The following is a 22,654-nucleotide window of genomic DNA, read 5'->3' on the forward strand; positions in this document are numbered from 1 at the left end:
CGGCCTTGTTGTTGCTGCCCCGCCGGCGGCCCGTGTCGCCGGCCTTCGCCCTGCCCTTGGGGGCTGACGTCGACCGTCAGCCCTTCTCGGGCAGATTGAGCCGGATATGCAGCTCGCGCAACTGCTTCGGATAGACGCCGGACGGCGCCCCCATCAGCAGATCCTGCGCCTGCTGGTTCATCGGGAACAGGCTGACATCGCGCACGTTCTTCGCCCCGACCAGCAGCATGACGATGCGGTCGACGCCGGCCGCCATGCCGCCATGCGGCGGCGCGCCGTACTGGAACGCGCGGTAGAGGCCGCCGAAGCGCTCCTCCACATCGCTCTTTGACAGGCCGACCTTCTCGAACGCCTTGACCATCAGCTCCGGCGACTGATTGCGGATCGAGCCGGAGGCGATCTCGTAGCCGTTGCACACGAGGTCGTACTGGAACGCCTTGATGTCGAGCGGATCCATGGTCTCCAGCGCCTCCAGGCCGCCCTGCGGCATGGAGAACGGATTGTGCGCGAACTCGACCTTCTTCTCTTCCTCGTCCCATTCGAAGAACGGGAAGTCGACGATCCAGGCGAGCGCGAAGCGGTCGCGGTCGACGAGATCGAGTTCTTCGCCGACGCGGGTCCGCGCCTTGCCGGCGAAGTCGGAGAACTTCTTCGGGTCGCCCGCGACGAAGAAGGCCGCATCGCCCTCACCCAAACCAAGTTGAGCCGCTATCGCAGCAGTTCGTTCCGGCCCAATATTTTTCGCGAGAGGCCCTGCCCCCTCAATTTTCTCAAAATACTTCTCATAGACAGCCTCCACCGTCAAACGGTCACTTGTTCCAGCAGACTTCTCAAGCATCTTAAGAAGAAGCTCTTTGTCCACACTAGTTCTTTCATCTTCTGCCTTGCGCCAGAAGATATAGCCGAGGCCGGGCTGGCCCTCGCCCTGCGCCCAGGAATTCATCCGGTCGCAGAAGGCGCGGCTGCCGCCGGTCGGGGCCGGGATCGCCCACACGGCGTTCTTCGGGTCCTCCAGCATCCGCGCGAAGATCTTGAAGCCGGAGCCGGCGAAATGGGCTCCGACATCCTGCATCTCGATCGGATTGCGCAGGTCCGGCTTGTCGCTGCCATACTTGGCGATGGCGTCGGCATAGGGGATGCGCGGGAAAGTCCCGGTGACCGGCTTGCCCTTCGCGAACTCCTCAAAGACGCCGCGCATGATCGGCTCCATCGTGGAGAACACGTCCTCCTGCTCGACGAAGCTCATCTCCAGGTCGAGCTGGTAGAACTCGCCCGGCAGGCGGTCGGCGCGCGGGTCTTCGTCGCGGAAGCACGGCGCGATCTGGAAGTAGCGGTCGAAGCCGGAGACCATCAGCAACTGCTTGAACTGCTGCGGCGCCTGCGGCAGCGCGTAGAACTTGCCCGGATGCAACCGCGAAGGCACCAGGAAGTCGCGCGCGCCCTCCGGCGAGGACGCGGTGAGGATCGGCGTCTGGAATTCGGTGAAGCCCGCCGCCCCCATCCGCTGGCGCATCGAGCCGATGATGCGCGTGCGCGTCATGATGTTCTCGTGCAGCGTCTCGCGGCGCAGGTCGAGGAAACGGTAGGTCAGGCGGATGTCTTCGGGATAGTCCGGCTCGTTGAACACCGGCAGCGGCAGCTCGCGCGCCGCGCCCAGCACTTCCAGCTCGCGGATGAAGATCTCGATCGCGCCGGTCGGCAGCGCCGTGTTCACCGTCTCGGGCGTACGCGACTTCACCTCGCCGTCAATGCGGATGCACCACTCGGCACGCACCGTCTCGGCAAGCTTGAAGGCCGGCGAATCGGGGTCGACCACGCATTGCGTCATGCCGTAGTGATCGCGCAGGTCGATGAACAGCAGGCCGCCGTGATCGCGCACACGGTGCACCCAGCCCGACAGGCGCGCCGTGGCGCCGACATGGGTTTCGCGCAGTTCCCCGCACGTGTGACTGCGATAGCGATGCATGTGGTCCTCGATGGCCCGAAGTTTGAAAAAGTGGCGGCTGACAAGGCGACGCGGCTGCCGGCCGGCGCGGTGACGCGCCCGTGCACAAGCCACGGGATGGCGATAAAGTCAAGGCAGCGCGCCGGTTGGCGGCTGCCGGCGACCCGGCGAACGAACCGGCGACAACAAGGCGGTTTCGTGGCGACAAGCGGGCAAGCATCCGCTATATCTCGCGATCACCATGCAGATCATTACAAGCACCAAACAACTGGCCGACGTATGTCGGCGCCTCGCGCAACACGATTTCGTTGCGGTCGACACCGAGTTCCTTCGCGAAACGACCTTCTGGCCGAAGCTCTGCGTCATCCAGATGGCAAGCCCGGAGGACGCGGTGATCGTCGACGCGCTCGCCGACGGTCTCGACCTGGCACCGTTCTTCGAGCTGATGCGCGACGAGAGCATCGTCAAGGTGTTCCATGCCGCGAGGCAGGACATCGAGATCGTCTATCACCTGGGCGGCTTCATCCCGCACCCGGTGTTCGACACCCAGGTCGCGGCGATGGTCTGCGGCTTCGGCGATTCGATTTCCTACGACCAGTTGGTCCACCGCATTACTGCGGTTCGGATCGACAAGTCGTCGCGCTTCACCGACTGGTCGCGCCGGCCGCTCAGCGACAAGCAGCTCGACTATGCGCTGGCCGACGTCACCCATCTGCGCGAGGTCTACCATTTCCTCAAGGCGAACCTCGCCGAGCAGGGGCGTAGCCACTGGGTCGGTGACGAGATGGAGATTCTCACCTCCGAGAACACCTATCGCACCGATCCGGAGAATGCGTGGAAGCGGCTGAAGCTGCGGGTGCGCAAGCCGATCGAGTTCGCGGTGCTGCAGGAAGTCGCCGCCTGGCGCGAGCGCGAGGCCCACGAACGCGACGTGCCGCGCAACCGCATCCTCAAGGACGATGCGATCTACGAGATCGCCGCCCAACAACCGACCAGCACCCAGGCGCTGGCTGCCCTGCGCACCATTCCGCGCGGCTTCGAGCGCTCGCGCACGGCCGACGACATCCTTTCGGCCGTCAAGCGGGCGATGGCGATCCCCAAGGACAAGCTTCCGGCGGTTCCCAAGGGCCGGGCAGCACCCGATGGATCGGCGGCCGCCGTCGACCTTCTCAAGGTCCTGCTGAAACTGGTCAGTGAAGCCCATGGCGTCGCCGCCAAGGTGATCGCCACGATGGAGGATCTGGAGAAGATCGCCGCCAGCGACGATGCCGATGTCGATGCCCTCAAGGGCTGGCGCCTGGAACTGTTCGGCGAGTCGGCCTTGAAGCTGAAGCGCGGCGAGATCGCCCTTGCCTTCAACGGCAAGCGCATCGTCGCCGTCGAACAGGACGAGGCCGTGCAGGCGCCGCCTAAGGCGGAAGGCTCCAAGCGCCGCCGCAACCGCCAGAAAGCGGCGGCGGACGCCGCCGAGTAGAACGCCGGACATCGCGAACCGTTGGCCGGGCGCCCTGCCCGGCCAACGCCCGCCGATATTCCTTTCAGAACCTCGTTCGAAAGCCGCTTCGGCCGTGCGTCACGGCTCCAGATCGACTCGCGCCCGCAGGCCCAGCAGACGGGCGAACTGGAGGAGGCGCTTGTTGAGGCGCTCTCCCTCGAGCGCCGTGAGTTCGCCGCGCAGCGTCAGCACCACTTCGCCATTGTCGACGGTGACCGGCACTTGCGGCAGGATGCCGGCAACCGAGGCGCTGAGCACGGACGCAACCCGCAAGGCACCGCCGAGAATGCGGGCGCGGTCCTTGAGCCGCGTATGGGCGAGTTCGCGGATGCGGGGCCCGAGCGCATCCTCCACCAGCCCCTGGTGCCGGTAGAAGACCGACAGCGCCAGATAGGCGCGGCCCGCGTGATCGATGCCGACGAATCCGGCATTGGAGATGATGTTGAGGCTCTGTTCGCCGCGATAGTCGGGATGGGCGCGCCAGCCGATATCGGACAGCAGGCAGCCGGCGGCCCTGAGGCGCCGCTCGTATTCGGTCTCGTCGATGCCAACGGCCGGAAACAGGCGGTCAGTCCACTCGACCAGTTCCTCGCCATAGGCGGGCGAGCGGGAGCGCAGCTCCGACAGTTCGCGCGCCGCCTCGACCAGCGGGTCCTGCCGGCGCAGATCCTCCGGCAACAGGTCGAACAGCAGCCCCTCGCGCAGGCCGAGCGCCGACATCACCACCTTCGAGGCCTTGGAGCGCCGCAGGACCTTTTCCATCACCGCCGCGCCGAAGGGCAGCAGCGGCCGGCGGGCCCGCGAGACCACCTCGATCATGTCGAGGCTCTCCGGATCGCGCCGGGCGACGAGCTGGCAGAACTCGATCGCCTCCTCCGCGGGAATGGCATAGTCGTGCATCACATGCAGCGGATAGCCGTCCTGATGCAGGTGCAGCCGGGCGAGCGAGCGCCAGGTGCCGCCGACCGCATAGAAGGGCTTGCCTGCGCCGATGGGCAGCCATTCGACATCGGCGAGCGCCTGTTCGGCGATCTTCTGCGCCTTGGCGATCTTTCCGTCCGCGTCTTCCTGCAGGCGGATGCCGCCAAGCGGCAGGGTCTGACCGCGTCCGATCTCGTCCTGCTTGATCTCCACCAGTTCGAGGCTGCCGCCTCCCAGGTCGCCGACGATGCCATCGGGCCGCCAGATGCCGGAGATAACGCCATAGGCGGCAAGCCGCGCCTCGTCTCGTCCCGACAACAGGCGCACGGGCGTGCGACAGATCTGCTCGACGGCGACCAGAAACTCCTCGCCGTTTGCGGCATCGCGCGTCGCGGCCGTGGCCAGGATGTGCAGATCGACGACGCCGATCTGGTCGCACAGCCGGCGGAACCGCACCAGCGCCCGCCGGGCCTGCTCCGTCGCCTCGGCCGACAGTCGTCCGGTGGCGCCAACGCCGCGGCCCAGCCCCGCCAGCACCTTCTCGTTGAACAGCACCGTCGGGGTGCGTGCGTGCCTTTCGTAGACGACGAGGCGGATCGAGTTCGATCCGATATCGATGACGGCGATCGGTCCGCTGCCGTTCAGACGGCCGCGGACCAGTGCATGCTTTAGGCTGTCAGCCACGCTTCCTCGGCTCCGCGAAGGGTTTCGGACTGTGGCTGCGCAGCGACTTGCCACGGCCGGAGAGCGACGGATTCGTCATGAAATACTGGTGGGCGTTGAAGGGTTTCTCGCCCTTGCCGAGATGCACGCGCTCGTGCCCCCCATCGGGCAGCAGCCGCCAGCTCTGCTGGTTGTCCTTCAGATTGGCGACCATGATCTGATCGAGCACCTGTTCGTGCACCGTCGGTGTGAGAAGCGGCGTCAGCGTCTCCACCCGCCGGTCGATATTGCGCGGCATCAGGTCCGCCGAGCCGATATAGACGACCGCATCCGGCGAGGGAAGCCCATGACCGTTGCCGAAGCAGAAGATGCGGCTGTGCTCCAGGAACCGGCCGACGATCGACTTCGCGCGAATGTTCTCAGACAGGCCAGGAATGCCGGGACGCAGGCAGCAGATGCCGCGGATCACCAGGTCGATCCGCACGCCTGCCTGGCTCGCCTTGTAGAGCGCGTCGATGATGCCGGGGTCGACCAGCGAGTTCATCTTCATCCAGATCTGCGCCGGACGCCCGGCGGCCGCATGCTCCGCCTCGTTCGCGATCAGCCGGAGGATGCCGTCGCGCAGCGTCACCGGCGACACCATCATGTGTTCCAGCTCCACCGGCTCGGCATAACCGGTGATGAAGTTGAAGATCTTGGCGACCTCCCGCCCGATGCGCGGATCGGCGGTAAAATAGGACAGGTCCGTATAGATGCGCGCGGTGATCGGGTGATAGTTGCCGGTGCCAAGATGGCAGTAGGTGCGCAGCTCGCCATGCTCGCGGCGGACCACCATGGAGAGCTTGGAATGGGTCTTCAGCTCCAGGAAGCCGAAGACCACCTGCACGCCGGCCCGCTCCAGATCGCGGGCCCAGCGGATATTGGCCTCCTCGTCGAAGCGCGCTTTCAGCTCGACCAGCGCGGTGACCGATTTGCCGGCCTCCGCCGCCTCGACCAGGGCTTTGACGATCGGCGAGTTGCTGGACGTGCGGTAGAGCGTCTGCTTGATCGCCACCACATCCGGGTCCTGTGCGGCCTGTCGCAGGAATTGCACCACCACATCGAAGGACTCGTAAGGGTGATGGACGATGATGTCCTTCTGCTGGATCGCCGCGAAACAATCGCCGCCATGCTCGCGGATACGCTCGGGAAAGCGTGGCGAGAACGGCTCGAACTTGAGATCGTCGCGGTCAATGGAAACGAGCTGCGACAGGTTGTTGAGCGCCAGCAGCCCATCGACCATGAAGACCTCGTCGCCGGTCGCGCCAAGCGCCTCGGCGACGAAGTCGCGCAGTGACTGCGGCGTCGTCTCCTCGATCTCCAGACGGATCACCGACCCCCTGCGACGGCGCTTCAGCGCGCTCTCGAACAGGCGCACGAGATCTTCCGCCTCCTCCTCGATTTCCAGGTCGGAATCGCGGATCACCCGGAACGCCCCCTTGCCGCGAATATGATAGCCGGGGAACAGGCGGGTGATGAACAGGCCGAGCGCATTCTCGATGGTGATGTAGCGATCGCCATATTCGTGGTCCGAACTCGGTAGACGCACGAAACGGTCGAGCTGGGCGGGAATGCGCAGCAAGGCGGTCATGCCGCGTCCGCCCTTTTCCGGCGCCAGTTCCAGCACCAGCGAAAAGCCCAGATTGGCGATAAACGGGAAGGGATGCGCCGGATCGATTGCCAGCGGCGTCAGCACCGGGAAGATATGCGCGAGGAAATAGTCCTCCAGCCACTGCAGATCCCGCGGGCTGAGATCCGGCCCGTCGACGATGGCGATGCGTTCGGCGGCCAGCAGCCTGTGCATCTCGCGCCACACGCTCTGCTGCTCGATCTGCAGCGACAGCACCGCGGCAGAGATCCGCTCCAACTGTTCGCCCGGCGTCAGGCCATCGATCGAGCGGGTGGCGACCCCCTCGCGCTGCTGAGCGCGCAGGCCGGCGACGCGCACCATGAAGAACTCGTCGAGATTGTTCGCCGAGATCGACAGAAAGCGCAGGCGCTCCAACAGCGGATGGGAGGTGTTCTCCGCTTCCTCCAGCACCCGGCGGTTGAACTGCAGCCAGGAGACCTCACGGTTGATGAACCGGCTCGGATGATCGGCCAGCGCCTCGGCCGCGTCCGACACGGGTTGTGCCGGCCGCGCCTGCGCCGGAGATGCGTCCGGATCCTTCGGGTTCACGCTGGTCTCGTTCATGCCTGCCTCCTGCGGACCGGATCGCGCCGGTCACCTGTCATCGCTGTCGTCGGCGACCATAGCGGATTGATTTGACGGATTTGCATCACCCGGCAAACAGTGTCAGCCAACAGGGTCCCGCTCCGCCAGCACCGCCGCCGCGAGCGGCCGCGTGATCCGCCGCCCCGCCGACAGCGATGCCCTGTCGAGCCGGTCGACCAGCGCCTGCGCCGCCGCCACCGAGCGCTCCATGCGCACCGCGAGGAAGTCTATCACGGCCGGATCGATGTCGATCTGGCGATCGGCGAACAGCTTGACCAGCACCCGCCGCAACAGGTCGTCATCCGGCTCCTGGATCTCCACCGGCGTCGCGGCGCGCAGGCGGGAGGCAAGATCGGGCAGCCGCAGCCCCCAGGATTGCGGCCAGCTCCGCGAGGTCACCAGCAGGCTGCCGCCCTTGTCGCGAAGGGCGTTGAAGAGATGGAACAGCGCCGTCTCGTCGAAGCCCGCATGCGCATCCTCCAGCGCCACGGCGCCGCTACGGGCAAGCTCCTCGACCTGCTCGCGGCGCAGCTCCGAGGCCGGCAGGATCGCCGCTCCGCTAGCCGCCTGCCAGACATGGGCGAGATGGGTCTTGCCCGACCCCACCGGGCCGGCGAGAAGCGCGGCCTGCGACGGCCAGTCGGGCCAGCCGTCGATCAAGGCGAACGCAGCCCGGTTGGAGGCTCCGAGCAGGAAATCGTCGCGCCCGAAGGCCGCCTCATGCGGCAGGATCAGCGGCAATTGCGTGCCGCCGCGCAGCCTGTCAGCCATTGCCCCCCTCCACGTGCTCCGGCGCAGCGGACACTTCTCCGGGATCGCCCGGTACGCCGCTGGCCATCAGCGTACCCTCTCCGGTGTACAGCGTGCTTGCCATGTACTGGGACAGCGCGAAGCGGGTCAGCACGCCGATCATCGCCGCCGCCGGCACCGCGATCAGCATGCCGACAAAGCCGAACAAGTAGCCGAAGGCGAACAGCGCGAACATCAGCCAGACAGGATGCAGGCCGACATTGTTGCCCACCAGCTTCGGCTGCAGGATGTTGCCTTCCAGGAACTGGCCGACAGCGAAGATCGCCAGCACCACCGCGACCATCGGCCAGTCCGGCCAGAACTGCACCAGCGCAACGCCGAGGGAAACGACCAGGCCGAGCGTTGCCCCGACATAGGGAATGAAGCTGACGAGGCCGGCGCCGATGCCGATCAGCAGACCGAAATTCAGCCCGACCGCCGCCAGCCCCACTGCGTAGAACGCTCCGAGCAGAAAGCAGACACTGACCTGGCCGCGCACGAAGCCGGCGACCGCGCGGTCCATCTCGCGCGCCAGGCGGCGCACCGTGTCCTGATGCTGACGCGGCAACCAGCCATCGATCCGCGCCACCATCCGGTCCCAGTCGAGCAGCAGATAGAAGGCGACGACCGGCGTCACAACAAAAAGCGAGATCACCGACAGCAGGGCCTGTCCGCCGTTCCACACCGACTTCAGCAGTCCGCCGATCCAGCCGGCTCCCTCGCCCAGCAGGCTGCCGACATTCGCCTTCAGATCCTGCCCGCCGATGCCCAGCAACTCGAAGACACGGCTGCCGAACCCGGTGGTGATCAACTCCTGCAAGGAACTGACCAGACCAGGAAAGGCCTGCAGGAAGGAGGCAAGCTGGTTGCCGAGCACCGGCAGCAGCAGCAGCAGGACCACCACGAAGGCGAGCACGAAAACCACCAGGATGACGATGGTCGCCCCCAGACGCGGCAGGCCGACGGCCTCCAGCCGGTCGGCCACGGGATCCAGCAGATAGGCGAGAGCCATGCCAGCGACGAAGGGCAGCAGGATCGGGCTGAACAGATAGACGAAGGCCGCGAACAGCGCGAAGGACGCCAGCCAGAAATAGATTTGCCGCTTGAGCGTCACGAGAACCCGTCTCCTGCCCGACCGTCGGGCCATTCCACCGCGTTCCCAGCAGATAGGCAGCCGCGCCGCGGAGCGTCAAGCAGGCCCTCGGCAGAGCTCCGCCATTTTCCCGATTCACCACAGGCCGAACATCCCGCCGTGAAGCCGTCAGCCAGTCCCCTGCCTCGATGGCTGGACGCCTGTGCAAACAGGGCCCGGTTTTGCTTGCATTCCGGCGCTTCTGTGTTTGTATGCGCGCCCTGTACGGGTTTCGGAGACGTGAGAAGCATGAGCGAGGCGACCCCCTCCCCCAAGAACGGCCTGAGCTATGCCGACGCGGGCGTCGACATCGACGCGGGCAACGCCCTCGTGCGGCGGATCAAGCCCTTCGTGAAGGCGACCGCCCGTCCCGGCGCCGACAGCGAGATCGGCGGGTTCGGCGGCCTGTTCGACCTCAAGGCCGCCGGCTTCACCGATCCGATCCTCGTCGCCGCCAATGACGGCGTCGGCACCAAGCTCAAGATCGCCATCGACAGCGGCGCCCATGCGACCGTCGGCATCGATCTCGTCGCCATGTGCGTCAACGATCTCGTCGTGCAGGGCGCCGAACCGCTGTTCTTCCTCGATTATTACGCCTGCGGCGCGCTTGACGTCGAGGTCGCCACCGACGTGGTGCAAGGCATCGCCGAGGGCTGCCGCATCTCCGGCTGCGCCCTGATCGGCGGCGAGACCGCCGAAATGCCGGGCATGTACGGCAAGGGCGACTATGATCTTGCCGGCTTCGCCGTCGGCGCGGCCGAGCGCGGCGCCCTGCTGCCGCGCGGCGATATTGCGGACGGCGACGTGCTGCTCGCCCTCGCCTCCTCCGGCGTGCATTCCAACGGCTTCTCTCTGGTGCGCAAGATCGTCGAACAGTCCGGCCTCGACTGGAGCGCTGCCGCCCCCTTCGCACCCGGCGCGACCCTCGGCGAAGCGCTGATGACGCCGACCCGTATCTATGTGAAGCCGCTGCTGGCGGCGCTGAAGGCCGGCGCCGGCATCAAGGCACTTGCCCATATCACCGGCGGCGGCCTGCCGGAAAACCTGCCGCGCGTGCTGCCGGATCACCTGGGCGCCCGCATCGACCTGTCCGCCATCTCCGTTCCGCCTGTCTTCGGCTGGCTGGCCAAGGCCGGCGGCGTCGCCCAGTCGGAGATGCTGCGCACCTTCAACTGCGGCGTCGGCATGGTCGTCGCCGTTTCGGCCGAGACCGCTGACGAGGCGATCGCGATCCTGACCGCCGAAGGCGAGACAGTGAGCCGCATCGGCACGCTTGGCCCACGCACGGGTGACGAGGCCGTGATCTTCGACGGAGCCTTGATGCTTTGACCTCTGCCCCGTCCACCTCCGGTCGCAAGCGCACGGCGATCCTCGTCTCGGGGCGCGGATCCAACATGACGGCCCTCCTGTCGGCGGCGGCCGATCCGGCCTATCCGGCCGATATTGTCGCGGTGATCGCCAACGTCCCCGACGCGCCAGCCCTCGACAAGGCGCGCGCGGCCGGCATCGAGGCCCTCGCCGTCAGCCATCGCGGCCAGGGCGGGCGGCAGGCCTTCGAGGAAAAGCTCGACGCCGAACTACGCAACCGCAACGTCGACCTCGTCTGCCTCGCCGGCTTCATGCGCATCCTGACGCCCTGGTTCGTGGAGCGCTGGCACGACCGCCTGCTCAACATTCACCCGGCGCTGCTGCCGGCCTTCAAGGGCCTCGACACCCACGCAAGGGCGCTGGCGGAAGGCTGCCGCCTGCACGGGGCGACGGTGCATTTCGTCCGCCCTGAGATGGATGCCGGGCCGATCATCGCGCAAGGCGCGGTGGCCGTGCTCGACGAGGACACGCCGGCAACGCTCGGCGCGCGGGTGCTCGAGGTTGAACACCGCATCTATCCGCAAGCGCTTGCCCTTGTTGCGGCCGATGCCTTCGAGATCGACGGAATGCGGGTGCGGCTGAAATCCGGCGCGGATACGGCCCAGGCGCCGCTCATCGCGCCGAAGGGCTGAACCCAGATCCTCCGCCGGCTCAGCCGGCGGCGCGGCATCCTACGGCGTCTTCGTTCGCCGCCGCTGCGTCTCTGGCTCTCGCTTCCTCCATACGGTGTCTTCGCCACTCCGCGTAGAGCCGCTTGCGGCCGCGCGGCGGGCGCGCCTCCAGCACCGTCATTTCCAGCATTCGGTCGGTGCGGAAGTTGCGATAGTCCTGCCGCAACTCGCACCAGGCGGCCAGCACCCGAGCATGCTCGAAAAAGGCCAGCACGATCGGCCAGACCACGCGGCGCTCGGGCGGACGCTCCGGAACCTGATAGAGGATCTCGACCTTCCGCTCCAGTCTCAGCGCCTCCCGCAGCCGCGCCAGCTCGATCCGGTCGCCCGGCAGCTCGCAGGGCGGCGGCGCATAGAGCGGTGCGTCCAGGAAGCCGTCGCGCAGGCCGTCCGGCAGAACCGTCGCGATCTTCGCGACGGCATCGCGCGCGGTGCGCCGGATCGCCGCATCGCCGCGCCCCTCCACCATGCGCAGGCCGAGCATGACGATCTCCAGTTCCTCCGCCGTGAACATCAGCGGCGGCAGGTCATAGCCTTCCTCCAGCACGTAGCCGACACCGGCCTCGCCAACCACCGGCACGCCGGACGCCTGCAGCGCGGCGATGTCGCGATAAAGGGTGCGGAGCGAGACTTCGAGCTCGGCGGAGATGGCCGCGCCGCTGACCGGCCTGCGGTACCGGCGCAGGATCTGGAGCACCTGCAGCAACCTGTCGGCACGACGCATCGCTTCTCCTTCCGCGAACACACTGCCAAACGATGCTGACAGTATGCTGTCAGGAGGAGCCGCCTACAAGACTCGGGCCAGACGCAATCCCAGGAGATGCCGCCATGCTCGTTCTCATCAATTTCCCGCCGGCCCCCGACATTCGCAGCCTTTCTCCCTTCTGCTACAAGGCGGAAGCCCTGCTGGCGCTGGCCGGCTGCGATTATCGCATGGAACCGACCACCGATTTTGCTGCGCTGCCTCACGGCAAGGTCCCGGTGCTGAAAGATGGCAGCCTCGTCATTCCCGACAGTTCGCTGATTCAGCGTCACCTCGAGCGCCATTACGGCCTCGCCATCGACGAAACGCTGACTGGCGTCGAACTGGCCATGGCCGAAGCGTTCCGTCGTATGGTCGAGGAACACCTGCGCTGGACCATGGTCCATGCCCGATGGATCGACCCTGCCGGCGAGAAGATGATCCTTTCCACCGCCCTTGCCGGAGTTCCCGAAGACATGCGGCGGGACGTCCTGAGCGCCCGCCGGGAGAGCGTCACCCGGACACTGCAGGCGCAGGGCCTCGGCCGTCATACGCCGGAAGACATCTACCGTTTCGGCTGCATGTCCCTCGACGCCATCGCCACCTTTCTGGACGACAAGGCTTTCCTGATGGGCGACCGTCCGACCACTGTCGATGCCAGCGTTGTCGGCGTCGTGCTCAACATCCTCGCCAGCGACATCGACACGCCGCTGATGCGCCACGCGGCCGCGATCCCGACGCTGGCGGATTACGTGTTGCGGTTCGAGCGCACGGTGTTCGGCCCGGCGGCACGCATTCCCGCCACCTTGCGCGGAGAACAGGCCGCCTGAGGCTCCCTCAGCCGATTGCCAGTGCGCACGGTCAGTCCTTGCGCACCCACACGGCCGTGTCGTGGAACGCCACCCCGCCATAGGGCGCAACGGCATCCGCACCGGTCAGCGTGTTGATGCCCCGCCCGTCCGGATAGGCGTCGTTCGGCCAGATCCCCTCCGCCACGACGACGCCGGGCTTCAGTCCTTCGTTCAGTCGCGCATGGAGGATCACCGCACCGCGCCGATTGCCGATGCGGATACGGTCGCCATCGGCGATCCCGAGCCGTTCGGCATCCTTCGGCCCGATCATCAGGTCGGGCCGTCCTTCCTTGTCGCGCGAGGAGGCGGTCTCGTTGAAGGTCGAGTTGAGGAAGGAGCGCGCCGGCGAGGTGGCGAGGCGGAAGGGATGCTCCTCGTCCGCCACCTCGTTTACCGCCCAGTGGTCGGGCAAGGCCGGCATGTCGGCGAACGGACCCATCGGTCCGTCATTGGGCGCCGGCACCTTCGGCCAGTCGGGCTTGAAGCGGAACTTGCCGTCCGGCCAATTGAAGCCGTCGTGATAATGCGCAGTCCGGAAGTCGGGCTGGCAGTCGACCCAACGATCACGCTCGATCGCCTCCAGCGAGCCGAAGCCGGAGGCCTTCAGCATCCAGTCGATGTGCTCGCGCGCGCTCATGGCAAAGCCCTGATGCTCGGCCGCGCCGACCCTGCGGGCGATCTCGTTGAGCACGTAGAGGTTCTCCCGGGTCTCGCCCGGCCCCTCCGCAAGCTTTGGCCCCAGCAGCAGATACTGGTGCCCGCCGCCCTTGTAGATGTCGTCATGCTCAAGAAACTGCGTCGCCGGCAGCACCACGTCGGCCATCATCGCCGTCTCGGTCATGAACTGCTCATGCACGCAGACGAAGAGATCCTCGCGGGCAAAGCCTCGCTTCACCAGTTCCTGTTCGGGCGCCACCGACACCGGATTGGTGTTCTGGATCAGCATCGCGGTCACCGGCGGACCGTGCCGCAGGGCCTCGGCATCGCCCGTCAGCACCCGGCCGATCTGGCTCTGGTCGAGCTGCCGCACCGCCGGATCGATCAGCGAATGGCCCTCGATCATCGACTTGTCGAGCGTATAGATCGCGCCGTTGTTATGGAACGCGCCGCCGCCCTCATACTGCCAGGCGCCGGTCACAGCCGCGATGCAGGAGGCCGCATGCATCGACACCGCGCCGTTGCGCTGGCGGGTGAAGCCATAGCCAAGACGGAAGAAGGTGCGCTTGGTCTCGCCGACCATCCGGGCGAAGAGCTCGATCTCCTCCACCGAAAGGCCGGTGATCGCCGCCGCCCATTCCGGCGGGCGCTGCGCGACATGCGCCTCAAGCTCGTCCGGGCAGTCGGTGTAGCGGGCAAGGTAATCGCGGTCCGCATAGCCGTCGCGGAACAGCACATGCATCACCGCGCAGGCGAGCGCGGCGTCCGTGCCAGGCTTCAGCACAAGACCGAGATCCGCCTGTTTCACGGTCTGGGTCGGGTAGACGTCGATGGCAACGATCTTCGCCCCGCGCGTCTTTCGCGCGGTGATCGCATGGGTCATCACGTTGACCTGGGTGGAGACCGGGTTGGTGCCCCAGATCACCACCATGTCGGCGACCGCCATCTCGCGCGGATCGGGTCCGGCAAGCCGGCCCGTTCCGGCGATGTAGCCGGTCCAGGCCATGTTGGTACAGATCGTGTCGAACTGGCGAGAATAGCGCTTGGCATGACGCAGACGGTGGATCGAGTCCCGCTGCACCAGGCCCATCGTGCCGGCATAGTGGTAGGGCCAAACGGCCTGGGGCCCATGCTCGGCTTCGGCCTTGAGGAAGGCGGCCGCGACCAGGTCCAGCGCCTCCTCCCACGACACCGGCTCGAAGCGGCCTTCCCCCTTCGCCCCGACGCGCTTCAACGGCCGCGTCAGCCGATCCGGATGGTAGAGCCGGTCGGAATACCGCGCGACCTTGGCGCAGATGACGCCGGCTGTATAAGCGTTGGCCCGTGCGCCCCGGAGCCGTCCGATCCGCCCGTCGGCAAAGAGTTCGACCTCCAGCGCGCAGGTGGACGGGCAGTCATGCGGACAGGCGGAGGCCTTCAGGATGGGGTCGGTGGCAACAGGAGCGTTCATGCGTCTCTCGCGGGCAGGGGGAACGGCGCCAAGGCTCGCCCTGCCGCCGCCATCATGTCAAGGACCGGTCGCCGGACAAACGAAAGGGCCGGCGCGACGGCCGGCCCTTCCAGATCTCGTTCGGTGCGCTGCCGCGAGGCGACCCGCAGCCTTAGCCGACGATTTCGGTCTCGGAGAACCAGTAGGCGATCTCCTGGGCGGCGGTGTCCGCGCCGTCGGAGCCGTGCACCGAGTTCTCGCCGATGTTCAGGGCAAAGGTCTTGCGGATGGTCCCCTCGTCGGCATTGGCCGGATTGGTGGCGCCCATCACTTCACGGTTCTTGGCGATGGCGTTCTCGCCTTCCAGAACCTGCACGACGGTCGGCGCCGAGCACATGAACTCGACCAGTTCGCCGAAGAACGGACGGTCCTTGTGCACCGCGTAGAAGCCCTCGGCCTCGCGGCGCGACATCCACACGCGCTTGGAAGCGATGACGCGCAGGCCGGCATCCTCCAGCATCTTGGTGATCGCGCCGGTCAGGTTGCGGCGCGTCGCGTCCGGCTTGATCATCGAAAAGGTACGCTCGATCGCCATCAGTCGTTTTCCCGTTGTTGTCCGGCAGGACCTCGCGCCCCGCGGGCCCCGCCCGTCCGCGCCTTGATGCCGGACGATCCATGATCTCGGTGCGCCCGTGAGCGGGCGCGCCATGCGTATAGCCGGGGACGGACGCCCCCGCAAGGCGCAAGGGTCGCTGTTTTCCGCTGTTTTTCAGATCGATCGGGCCGCCGGCACGCTGCGTCCGAAGCCGGCGAAGAGATCGAGGCAGCGCTCTCGCCACTGTGCAACCGGCGTGTCCGGCTCAAGCAGTTCGAACGGGCTCGCGATCCGCGCCCATTGCAGCGTCCCGAAAAGCAGGTAGTCGCCGTGCAGGGGCGCCTCGCCGCCGATAAACGGCTGGCTCTTCAGCATCAGGTGCAGCGGCAGCAGCGCGGTGGCAAGATCGGCGCGGCGCGCCTCGCGCCCGGCCTGCACCTCCTCCAGGCTCATGCCGAACCGCACTTCGCGCGTCTCGCGAAAGTAGGCCTGGTCGGCCGGAGCCAGGATGTCCCAGATGTCCTTGACGATGAGCCGCGCGATCAGCGCGCTCACCGAGCCGTTCACCCAACCCTCGACGAGCTTCGCCGCAGCCCGTCCGCCTGTCCCGCCGAACAGGCTCGGCCGGTCCGGATAGGCATCTTCCAGATAGGTGGCGATCGCCCAACTGTCGCAGATCGTCTTGTCGCCGTCGACGAGGATCGGCACCGTCCTGCCGGCTTCCGGCGCGATCGCCGGGATCTCGGTGAACGGCTTCGGCCGACATTCGAAATCGAGCCCCTTGTGCTTGAGCGCCATGCGGATGCGCCAGGCATAGGGGCTGAAGGGGCGGCCCGCATCGGCGCCGCACAACTCGTAAAGAACAAGGCTCAAACTGTTCCCTCCCCTCGTCATCGGATCGCAACGCACTGTCGGAGCAGACCTTATAGCCCACATTGCACCCGGCCAAGCCGCGACGGCTGTTTGCCCCCCCGCCGGCGACACACCAACCCAGACGTTCAAATACAGAAATTACCAACAATCAGAGATTGAAAAATGAAGTAGATGACGTATGGGCAAGAACTGAATCTCATTTGTTTCTCCGGAATATTTACCGGTAATTCAGTAGTTCCCCTTACCTATTGCGACATCTTCACTGTCTCGAGGTCGCCTCCCGCCATGTCCATCAAACAGAAAATGCTGACGCTTGTCGCCGGCACACTGGCAGCCCTGCTTCTCGTCGCAGGCGTCCAGATCTATTCGCTCTACGGCTCGATGATGCACGACCGCCGCGAACTGGTTCGCACCCAGGTTGAGACTGCGGCCAGCCTCGTGGCCGCCATTGCCGAGGAAGCAAGGCAGGGGCGGATGAGCGTGGAGGAAGCCCAGGCGCTCGCCAAGTCCATGCTGCGCACCATGCGCTTCAACGGCACCGACTATTTCCTCGCGATCGACGCGAGCCCCGCCGACCAGGGCACGGTACTCGCCCATCCCAACACCGCGCTGGAAGGCAAGAACATGTGGTCGTCGCGCGACGAAAACGGCGTCGACTTCGTAAGCAGCCAAGTCAACGCATCTCGAAATGGTGGCGGCTATACCGAGTTCATGTTCCCCCGCCTCGGCGAGACGGTTCCTGCGCCGAAGATCGCCTATTCGCTGCCCCACGCACCTTGGCAGTGGACGATTTCCACGTCGCTCTATGTCGACGACGTCACCAGTGCCTTCTACGGCAAGCTGCTGACCAGCGCCCTGTGGATCCTGCCGCTCATCGCCCTGATCGGCGTGGCTGCCTTGCTGCTGGCCAACAGCATCAGCCGGCCGATCGCCGCGATCACCGAGGCCATGCGCCACCTCGCCCAGGGCGACCTCTCGGTCTCCGTGCCGGGCGCCGGCCGCAAGGACGAGATCGGCAAGATGGCAGACGCGACCGAAGTGTTCCGCGATGGCATGCTGCGCGCGCAGGATCTCTCCTCCGCCCAGGTCGAGGAGCAGCGGGCGCGTGAGCAGCGGGCGCAGCGCATCGAGGAGATGACCCGGCGCTTCGACGAAAGCGCCACCGCCCTGCTGACCGCGGTGACCTCCTCGGCCGGCAACATGGAGCAGAACGCCCGCTCCATGGCCGACATCGCCGAAAGCACCAACGCCCGCTCGACGACGGTCGCGACCGCCGCCCAGCAGGCCGCGGCCAATGTGCAGACCGTCGCCTCGGCGACCGAGGAACTGTCGTCGTCGATCTCCGAGATCGGCTCGCAGGTCTCCAAGTCGTCGCAGATCGCCTCGCAGGCGGTCGGCGAGGCACAGCGCACCGACAGCCAGATCCAGGGCCTTGCCAATGCCGCCGAGAAGATCGGCCAGGTGGTCAGCATGATCGCCGCCATCGCCGAGCAGACCAACCTGCTGGCGCTGAACGCGACCATCGAGGCGGCCCGCGCCGGCGAGGCCGGGCGCGGCTTCGCCGTCGTCGCCGCCGAGGTCAAGGAGCTTGCCTCCCAGACGTCCAAGGCAACCGAGGAGATCACCTCCCAGATCACCGCGATCCAGAGCGAAACGCGCATCGCCGTCGGCGCGGTGCAGTCGATCGGACGTACGGTCGAGGAGATGAACGCCATTGCCGCCGCCATCGCCGCCGCCGTCGAGGAACAGGGTGCGGCAACCGGCGAGATCGCCCGCAATGTCGAGGAGGCCTCGCGCGGCACGCAGGAGGTCACCTCGAACATTCTCGGCGTCTCCCATGCCGCCAGCGACACCCGCAGCGCCGCCGGCGACGTGGCATCAGCCGCCGCCGCCGTGAACCGGGACGCCGCCGCCCTCAAGCGGGAAGTCGAGAGCTTCCTCACCGGCGTTCGCGCCGCCTGACCAGGCCTCCGCCTCCCAGGCCTCCACCTCCCAGGCCTCCACCTCTCTGGGCGGAAGGAGCAAACGTGAAGCGTCGGCCCTCGGGCCGGCGCTTTTTTCGTCCCACGACGCTACGGCTTCGGTTGCTCGCAAGCCGTGCCGTCCCACCCATCGTCATTGCCCCTCGCTAACAGCGAAACAGCGGGCTAACATGACGCCCCCACCCGATTTTCTTTCACATCGCATGAGGATAGACATGAAGCCGTCGTCGGAGGAGTTGCTCGCCGGCCTGCTTGACTGGGTACGCATCGAGACGCACACGCCGGATGTCGAGGGGCTCAACCGGCTGATGGATCTCGTCGCTGCGCAGGCCGAGGCGTTCGGCGCCACCGCCGAGCGCTTTCCCGGCCGCGACGGCCATGGCGACCACCTGCTGGTGCGCTCACCCTGGGGCGACCACTCCGCGCCTGGCATTCTCTTCCTGTCGCATCTCGACACCGTTCACCCACGCGGCACCATCGACAAGGACCTGCCGATCCGCATCGAAGGCGACCGCTGTTACGGTCCCGGCATCTGCGACATGAAGGGCGGCGCCTATAACGGCCTTGCCGCCATGCGCTCAGTCGCGGCCGACATCAAGGCCGGGGCCACGCCCCCTGCCCTTGCGGTCAGCATCCTCTTCACCTCGGACGAGGAGGTCGGCAGCCCGACGTCGCGGGCGCTCATCGAGCGGCTCGGCGGTGCAGCCAAATACGCCCTCGTAACCGAGCCCGCTCGCAACGGCGGCCATGTGGTCACCGCCCGCAAGGGCGTCGGCCGTTTCACGCTGAAGGTGGAGGGCCGCCCCGCCCATGCCGGCGCCCGTCATTGGCAGGGCCGCAGCGCGGTGACCGAGCTTGCCCACCAGATCATCGCGCTGGAGGCGATGACCGACTATGACCGCGAGATCACCGTCAATGTCGGCGAGATTCGCGGCGGCAGTGGCACCAATGTCGTGCCGCAATTCGCGAGCGCCGAGATCGATCTGCGCGTACCGACGCTCACGGCGGCCGAGGAGATGGTCGCCCGCATTACCGGCCTTGCGCCGAAAACGCCGGACACCAGGCTGACGATCACAGGCGGGATGAATCGCCAGCCCTTCGAGCAATCGCCCGCCAGCAAGGCGCTGTTCGACCATGCGACGGGACTGGCCGCTGAAATCGGCTTCGAGCTGATCGGCGAGACGACCGGCGGCGGCTCGGACGGGAATTTCATCGCCGACAAGGTTCCGACGCTCGACGGGCTCGGGCCCGACGGCGACGATGTCCACACCCTCAACGAGCACATCCTCATCCCCTCCTTGGGCGAGCGGATGCAACTCATGGTCAGGCTGATCGAAACGCTGGAGTGAGGACGAAGACGGACGGCCGGCGCCAATCGAGCGCCGGCCGGACTTGTTGTCCAGGTCAATCGGGCAGCCGCTTCCCGTCGGCGCCGAAATAGTGCAGATGCTCGGACGCACAGGAAAGATGCACCCGCGCGCCGGCCGCCGGAACCTCGCGCCCGCCCTCGATGCGCACGATCATCCGCTCGCCGTCGTCGAGTTCCACATGGGCCAGTGTTTCCGCCCCGAGAGCCTCGGCGATCATCAGCTTGCCCGACAGCACCGCCTCGCCTGCCGAGCAGAAGGCAAGGTGCTCCGGCCGCACGCCAACCGTATTGAGCGCGCCGGCCGCCCCGCCGGTCTCCGTCACCTTGCGCAGGAGGCCGCTTGCCGCAAGCCGCGCCGCCTGCAGGAAGTTCATCGGCGGCGAACCGATGAAGCCGCCGACAAAGACCGTCGCCGGCTTGTGATAGACGGCGAGCGGCGTGCCGACCTGCTCGGCATTGCCGCCGTTCATGACGATGATGCGGTCGGCCATGGTCATGGCCTCGACCTGATCGTGGGTGACATAGAGCGAGGTGACGCCGAGGCGGCGCTGCAGCGTCTTGATCTCCACGCGCATCTGCACGCGCAGCTTGGCATCGAGGTTCGACAGCGGCTCGTCGAACAGGAAGACCGATGGCTTGCGCACGATCGCCCGGCCCATCGCGACACGCTGGCGCTGGCCGCCGGAAAGCTGGCGCGGCTTGCGGTCGAGATAGGGCTCGAGTTCCAGCATCTTCGCCGCCTGCGCGACCCGTTCGGCGATTTCCGCCTTGGGAACGCCGGCGATCTTCAGGCCGTAGGCCATGTTGTCGAAGACGGACATATGCGGATAGAGCGCGTAGTTCTGGAACACCATGGCAATGTCGCGCTCGCGCGGTTCCAGATCGTTGACCACCCGGTCGCCGATGCGGATCTCGCCCGCGGTGATGGTCTCCAGCCCCGCCACCATCCGCAGCAAGGTGGACTTGCCGCAGCCCGACGGCCCGACGATGACGATCAGTTCGCCATCGGCGATTTCCGCGTCGACCCCGTGGATGACCTCGGTGGGGCCGTAGGACTTGCGGACATTCGAAAAACCGATCTTCGCCATGGAACCTATTTCTCGCTTTCCACGAGCCCCTTCACGAAGAGCCCCTGCATGAAGATGACGACGGCGACGGGCGGCAGCATCGCGAGCAGCGTCGTCGCCATGATCACCGGCCAGTTGGCGATGTCGTCGCCGGACGGGAACATCTGCTTGATGCCCATCACGATGGTGTTCATCTCCGGCTTGGTGGTGATCAGCAGCGGCCAGAGATACTGGTTCCAGCCGTAGATGAAGAGGATCACGAACAGCGCGGCGATGTTGGTCCGCGACATCGGCAGCAGGATGTCGAGGAAGAAGCGCACCGGCCCGGCCCCGTCGACCCGCGCCGCCTCGATCAACTCGTCCGGAACGGTCAGGAAGAACTGGCGGAACAGGAAGGTCGCCGTCGCCGAGGCGACCAGCGGCAGGATCAGGCCGGTATAGGAATTGAGCATTCCGAACCCGGCGACGACCTCGTAGGTCGGCACGATGCGCACCTCGACGGGGAGCATCAGGGTCAGGAAGATCATCCAGAAGAACGCCATGCGGAACGGAAAGCGGAAATAGACGATCGCATAGGCGGAGATGATCGAGATCGCGATCTTGCCGATGGTGATGCCGAGCGCCATCACGCTGGAATTGAACAGCATCAGCAGCACCGGCGAGTTGACGCCCCGCGTCAATGCGGCCGTGTAGTTCTCGATCAAATGCGGCCCGGGAATGAGCGGCATCGGCGGACGGGCGATTTCCGGCTGCGTCACCGTCGAGGCGACGAAGGCCATGTAGATCGGAAAGCAGATGATGGCGATGCCGATGATCAGCCCGATATGGGTCAGCCAGATGCCGAGCCCGCGTTTTTCGACCATGCCGCTCATCAGTAATGCACCTTGCGTTCGATGTAGCGGAACTGGACCACCGTCAGCAGCCCGACCACGAAGAGAAGGATGACCGACTGGGCCGCCGACGAGCCGAGGTCCTGGCCGACGAAGCCGTCGGAAAACACCTTGTAGACGAGGATCGTCGTCGCCTGCTGCGGGCCGCCGCCGGTGATCGTATGGATGACGCCGAACGTCTCGAAGAAGGCGTAGACGACGTTGACCACCAGCAGGAAGAACGTGGTCGGCGACAGCAGCGGGAAGACGATGGTCCAGAAGCGGCGGGCAAAGCTTGCCCCGTCGATGGCCGCCGCCTCGATCACGCTTCTCGGGATCGCCTGCAGGCCCGCCAGGAAGAACAGGAAATTGTAGCTGATCTGGCGCCAGGCGGAGGCGACGACGACGAGCCCCATCGCCTCATCGCCGTTCAGCACATGGTTCCAGTTGTAGCCCATCGCCTTCAGATACCAGGCGACCAGGCCGACATTGGGATTGAACATGAACAGCCACAGCACGCCGGCGACCGCCGGGGCCACCGCATAGGGCCACACCAGCAGCGTCTTGTAGGCGCTTGAGCCCTTGATCACCCGGTCGGCCATCACCGCCAGCCAGAGCGCGGCGCCCATCGACACCACCGTAACCAGGGTCGAGAACACCACCGTGGTCTTGAACGAGGCGAGATAGTAGCGATCGCGCAGCAGGAACTCGAAATTGCCGAAGCCGACGAACTGCGAGGACAGGCCGAAGGGATCGGGGATATAGGCCGATTGGTAGATCGCCTGGCCCGCCGGCCAGAAGAAGAAGACGAGCGTCACCAGGATCTGCGGCGCGAGCAGCAGATAGGGCAGCACCCGGTTGTTGAAGACGACGTGTTTGTGCATGGCGCACGATCCCGGCTGGTCAGCCCGGCAGCCTCGCCGACGGGCGAAAACGGCCCGGCGGATCGCCGGACCGTTTCCCGTTTCTCGGGGTGGGCGCG

At 66.3% G+C, this 22,654-nt stretch carries 18 protein-coding genes; 6 read left to right on the forward strand and 12 right to left on the reverse strand.

Translation table 11 applies throughout. From position 1 onward, the window contains the following. Positions 1-76: 76 nt before the first annotated feature. Entirely contained in the window at positions 77-1,966 is a 1,890-nt protein-coding gene (aspS, locus tag P2PM1_RS00640) for an aspartate--tRNA ligase (protein WP_186397822.1), read from the reverse strand. Between the two features lie 220 nt (positions 1,967-2,186). On the opposite strand from aspS, the gene rnd reads away from it, so the two are divergent. Beyond that, positions 2,187-3,419 carry a ribonuclease D gene (gene rnd, locus P2PM1_RS00645; protein WP_186397823.1) on the forward strand — a complete coding sequence of 411 codons (1,233 nt, stop codon included), beginning with the start codon at positions 2,187-2,189 and terminating at the stop codon, positions 3,417-3,419. A gap of 99 nt (positions 3,420-3,518) precedes the next feature. Here the strand turns inward: rnd and ppx are convergent, their stop codons facing one another. From ppx to P2PM1_RS00665, 4 genes are all read right to left on the reverse strand, one after another. Continuing rightward, positions 3,519-5,045, reverse strand: coding sequence for an exopolyphosphatase (gene ppx / locus P2PM1_RS00650; RefSeq protein ID WP_186397824.1), 1,527 nt, complete (start codon positions 5,043-5,045; stop codon positions 3,519-3,521). Continuing rightward, complete coding sequence (locus P2PM1_RS00655) at positions 5,038-7,257, reverse strand: RNA degradosome polyphosphate kinase (protein ID WP_186397825.1); 2,220 nt, start codon at positions 7,255-7,257, stop codon at positions 5,038-5,040. The genes ppx and P2PM1_RS00655 overlap by 8 nt, the downstream gene beginning before the upstream one ends. Before the next feature lie 102 nt (positions 7,258-7,359). Then, positions 7,360-8,049 (reverse strand): DnaA ATPase domain-containing protein, encoded by a 690-nt coding sequence (locus tag P2PM1_RS00660; RefSeq protein WP_186389399.1) that lies wholly within the window; start codon positions 8,047-8,049, stop codon positions 7,360-7,362. Further along, on the reverse strand, positions 8,042-9,181 hold the full coding sequence (locus P2PM1_RS00665) for an AI-2E family transporter (protein ID WP_186397826.1): 1,140 nt from the start codon (positions 9,179-9,181) through the stop codon (positions 8,042-8,044). Before P2PM1_RS00665 ends, P2PM1_RS00660 begins: the two co-directional genes overlap by 8 nt. A 267-nt stretch (positions 9,182-9,448) precedes the next feature. Here P2PM1_RS00665 and purM point away from each other — a divergent pair, with 267 nt between their 5' ends. Both purM and purN read left to right on the forward strand, forming a co-directional pair. Then, positions 9,449-10,528, forward strand: a complete 1,080-nt coding sequence (purM, locus tag P2PM1_RS00670) for a phosphoribosylformylglycinamidine cyclo-ligase (RefSeq protein WP_186397827.1) — start codon at positions 9,449-9,451, stop codon at positions 10,526-10,528. Further along, positions 10,525-11,199: a phosphoribosylglycinamide formyltransferase gene (gene purN, locus P2PM1_RS00675; RefSeq protein ID WP_186397828.1), complete on the forward strand. Its 675-nt coding sequence runs from the start codon at positions 10,525-10,527 to the stop codon at positions 11,197-11,199. Before purM ends, purN begins: the two co-directional genes overlap by 4 nt. A 19-nt stretch (positions 11,200-11,218) precedes the next feature. On the opposite strand, the gene P2PM1_RS00680 is transcribed toward purN, so the two are convergent. Further along, the gene (locus P2PM1_RS00680; RefSeq protein ID WP_186389395.1) at positions 11,219-11,962 is read right to left on the reverse strand and encodes a YafY family protein; all 744 of its coding nucleotides are present in this window, start codon (positions 11,960-11,962) and stop codon (positions 11,219-11,221) included. Between the two features lie 104 nt (positions 11,963-12,066). Between P2PM1_RS00680 and P2PM1_RS00685 the strand changes: the two genes are divergently transcribed. Then, the gene (locus P2PM1_RS00685; RefSeq protein WP_186397829.1) at positions 12,067-12,810 is read left to right on the forward strand and encodes a glutathione S-transferase family protein; all 744 of its coding nucleotides are present in this window, start codon (positions 12,067-12,069) and stop codon (positions 12,808-12,810) included. Between the two features lie 31 nt (positions 12,811-12,841). Here the strand turns inward: P2PM1_RS00685 and P2PM1_RS00690 are convergent, their stop codons facing one another. The 3 genes from P2PM1_RS00690 to P2PM1_RS00700 all read right to left on the reverse strand — a co-directional run bounded on the left by P2PM1_RS00690 (position 12,842) and on the right by P2PM1_RS00700 (position 16,385). After that, positions 12,842-14,938 carry a molybdopterin-dependent oxidoreductase gene (locus tag P2PM1_RS00690; RefSeq protein WP_186397830.1) on the reverse strand — a complete coding sequence of 699 codons (2,097 nt, stop codon included), beginning with the start codon at positions 14,936-14,938 and terminating at the stop codon, positions 12,842-12,844. Positions 14,939-15,089: 151 nt separating this feature from the next. Further along, on the reverse strand, positions 15,090-15,512 hold the full coding sequence (gene ndk, locus P2PM1_RS00695) for a nucleoside-diphosphate kinase (RefSeq protein WP_186389392.1): 423 nt from the start codon (positions 15,510-15,512) through the stop codon (positions 15,090-15,092). 174 nt (positions 15,513-15,686) lie between these two features. Continuing rightward, positions 15,687-16,385: a glutathione S-transferase family protein gene (locus tag P2PM1_RS00700; RefSeq protein ID WP_186397831.1), complete on the reverse strand. Its 699-nt coding sequence runs from the start codon at positions 16,383-16,385 to the stop codon at positions 15,687-15,689. Positions 16,386-16,670: 285 nt separating this feature from the next. Here P2PM1_RS00700 and P2PM1_RS00705 point away from each other — a divergent pair, with 285 nt between their 5' ends. Further along, the gene (locus P2PM1_RS00705; RefSeq protein ID WP_186394234.1) at positions 16,671-18,347 is read left to right on the forward strand and encodes a methyl-accepting chemotaxis protein; all 1,677 of its coding nucleotides are present in this window, start codon (positions 16,671-16,673) and stop codon (positions 18,345-18,347) included. Positions 18,348-18,582: 235 nt separating this feature from the next. Beyond that, positions 18,583-19,716, forward strand: a complete 1,134-nt coding sequence (locus P2PM1_RS00710; protein WP_186397832.1) for a M20 family metallopeptidase — start codon at positions 18,583-18,585, stop codon at positions 19,714-19,716. A gap of 55 nt (positions 19,717-19,771) precedes the next feature. Here the strand turns inward: P2PM1_RS00710 and P2PM1_RS00715 are convergent, their stop codons facing one another. The 3 genes from P2PM1_RS00715 to ugpA are packed head-to-tail and all read right to left on the reverse strand — an operon-like array spanning position 19,772 to position 22,556. Further along, positions 19,772-20,824: a sn-glycerol-3-phosphate import ATP-binding protein UgpC gene (locus P2PM1_RS00715; protein ID WP_186397833.1), complete on the reverse strand. Its 1,053-nt coding sequence runs from the start codon at positions 20,822-20,824 to the stop codon at positions 19,772-19,774. 5 nt (positions 20,825-20,829) lie between these two features. Further along, a complete protein-coding gene (gene ugpE, locus P2PM1_RS00720; protein ID WP_186397859.1) occupies positions 20,830-21,666 on the reverse strand; it encodes a sn-glycerol-3-phosphate ABC transporter permease UgpE in 837 nt (278 codons plus the stop codon). Positions 21,667-21,674: 8 nt separating this feature from the next. Continuing rightward, entirely contained in the window at positions 21,675-22,556 is an 882-nt protein-coding gene (gene ugpA / locus P2PM1_RS00725; RefSeq protein ID WP_186389387.1) for a sn-glycerol-3-phosphate ABC transporter permease UgpA, read from the reverse strand. Positions 22,557-22,654 lie beyond the last annotated feature (98 nt).

It is taken from the genome of Stappia sp. P2PMeth1 (assembly GCF_900185735.1).
In the GTDB taxonomy this organism is placed as follows: domain Bacteria; phylum Pseudomonadota; class Alphaproteobacteria; order Rhizobiales; family Stappiaceae; genus Stappia.